This is a genomic window from Pseudomonas edaphica, from assembly GCF_005863185.1.
Taxonomy (GTDB): Bacteria; Pseudomonadota; Gammaproteobacteria; order Pseudomonadales; family Pseudomonadaceae; genus Aquipseudomonas; species Aquipseudomonas edaphica.
The window spans coordinates 1-2,494 of the sequence record NZ_VBVZ01000781.1; the positions used below are offsets into that span (position 1 = coordinate 1).

General features: G+C 59.7%; 2 protein-coding genes. One reads left to right on the forward strand and one right to left on the reverse strand.

The window, feature by feature from the left end; genetic code table 11:
* Window positions 1-38: 38 nt before the first annotated feature.
* Window positions 39-1,541: a nucleobase:cation symporter-2 family protein gene (locus tag FEM54_RS30405; RefSeq protein ID WP_138454049.1), complete on the reverse strand. Its 1,503-nt coding sequence runs from the start codon at window positions 1,539-1,541 to the stop codon at window positions 39-41.
* A 158-nt stretch (window positions 1,542-1,699) separates the two neighbouring features.
* Here FEM54_RS30405 and FEM54_RS30410 point away from each other — a divergent pair.
* Window positions 1,700-2,494, forward strand: a 795-nt coding sequence (locus FEM54_RS30410; RefSeq protein WP_138454050.1) for a nucleoside-binding protein, incomplete at its 3' end; no start/stop codon positions are given.

Genomic DNA, 2,494 nt, shown 5'->3' on the forward strand with positions numbered 1-2,494 from the left:
GATGTACCGCTATCGCAGGCAAGCCAGCTCCCACAGTTTTAGACCTCGGTGGTCTCAGGCTTTGCGGCCTTCCTTGGCACCTCAGCCACCACTGGAATCTCCTTCCCTTCAGCATCAAACAATTTACCGCCACTGAAGTAATCGCCATCGCGCAACGCCGCCACGTCGTGGAAGCACAAACTGCGCTCAGTCCCGGCCACAAACACCGACTGCTGGTCCGAGTTACCGGCGGTGAAGTGGTTGAACGCCAGGTTCAGCAGAATCGCCATGATCGCCGACGAACTGATGCCCGAATGGAAAATGGTCGCGAACCAGGTGGGGAAGTGATCATAAAAGTTCGGCGCTGCAATCGGGATCATGCCGAAACCGATGCTCGTTGCCACGATGATCAGGTTCATGTTGTTGCGGTAATCCACCTTGGACAGCGTGCGAATCCCGCTGGCCGCCACAGTGCCGAACAACACAATACCGGCGCCGCCAAGCACCGAAGTCGGCACAGCCGCAATCACCCGCCCCATAAAGGGCAGCAGGCCCAACACCACCAGAAATACACCGCCAGTGGCCACTACAAAGCGGCTTTTCACCCCCGTAACCGCCACCAGGCCGACGTTCTGGGCGAAGGCGCTTTGGGTGAATGAACCGAAGATCGGCGCAAACATGCTCGACAGCATATCGGCACGCAGGCCATTACCCAGGCGCTTGGAGTCGACTTTGGTGTCGATGATCTCGCCGACCGCGAGGATGTCCGCCGAGGTTTCCACCAACGTCACCATCACCACGATGCACATGGAAATGATCGCCGCCACATGGAAGGTCGGCATGCCGAAATGGAAAGGTGTCGGGAAGCCGAACATCGGCCCTTGGGCGACGCTGGAGAAGTCCGCCATGCCGAGGAATACCGCGATCACGGTGCCGATCACCATGGCCAACAGAATCGACAGGCGCGAGATGGTCGCGCTGCCGATCTTGCTCAGCAGCAACACCAGCACCAGGGTCAGTGCCGCCAGGCCGATGTTGGCCATGCTGCCAAAGTCCGCTGCGCGGCTATTGCCGCCCATGGCCCAGCGCGCTGCCACCGGCATCAGCGTCAGGCCGATGGTGGTGATCACAATGCCGGTGACCAGCGGCGGGAAGAACTTGGTGATCCGTGAGAATACCGGCGTGATCAATAAGCCGATAAACGACGCGGCCATCACCGCCCCGAGAATCGCCGGCACCCCGCCCGCGCCATCACTGCCTACGATGGCCACCATGGTTGCTACACCGGCAAACGACACGCCCTGCACCAGCGGCAACTGGCAGCCAAAAAACGGCAGGCCGAGGGTTTGCAGCAACGTGGCCAGGCCACCGGCAAACAGCGAGGCAGCAATCAGCAGGCCGATATCCGCCGGCGACAACCCGGCCGCCTGGCCGACGATCAACGGTACGGCAACGATGCCGCCATACATGGTGAGCACATGCTGCAGGCCGTAAGCCATGTTGGCCGCGACGCCGAGATTCTCGTCTTCTGGCCGCTGCGGTGACGCCTTCGGGATAGTCATGGTGAGGGGTTCTCTGTTTTTGTTGTGCGAACACTGTATGCAATGTTTGGACTGGATGTCCATAGAGTTGTATACAATCAATCGAACAAGATACCCTCCATCGGCGTTACAAAAACAATCCGGCCGTCATGAGCCAGAACGCCAAAGGACCTAGAACAATGAAAAAGGCATTACAGGGCGCTACCGTTGCATTGACCCTTCTCGGCGGTGGGGAGGCCGTCGCGCTGGAATGGATGAACAACAGCGTAGGGTTTCGCTACGGCCAGCACTTCACCAACCCCAACAACCCCGACGACTTCAGCAAGCGCATCTACAGCTTTACCCACGCCAGCGGCTACCAGTACGGCAGCAACTACCTGAACCTCGATGTGTTTCTGTCCGACAGCAGCGACCCACGCAAGGGCACCAACCACGGTGGCAGTGAGGTCTACGCCGTGTACCGACACCAGCTGTACGCCTCACGGGTATTCGATGTGCCGCTGGGCACCGGCCTGGTCAAGGATTACGCCCTGACCCTGGGCTTCGACGCCAACCGCAACAACAACTTCGCCTCAGCTAAAAAACGCGCGCTGGTGATCGGCCCGACGTTGAAGTTCAACACCGTCGGCGTGCTGGATTTGAGCCTGATGTACTACAAGGAAAAGAACCACACCGGCATCCCCGGTGCGAAAGAGTCGAACCACACCTTCGACGACACCTACATGCTCAACCTGACCTGGATGCGCCCGTTCGACATCGCCAACCACGCGGCGAAGTTCCAGGGGTTTATCAATTACGTCGGGGAAAAGGGCGAGGACTACCACGGCCGCGACACCGCGCCGGAAACCCTGATGCGCACCGCGCTGATGGTGGCGGTGCGGCCAGGTAAAAGCGTGAAGCCGAACCTGTACCTGGGGGTGGGTTACGAGTACTGGCATAACAAGTTCGGGGTGGATGGTGGCATGGGCACCCGG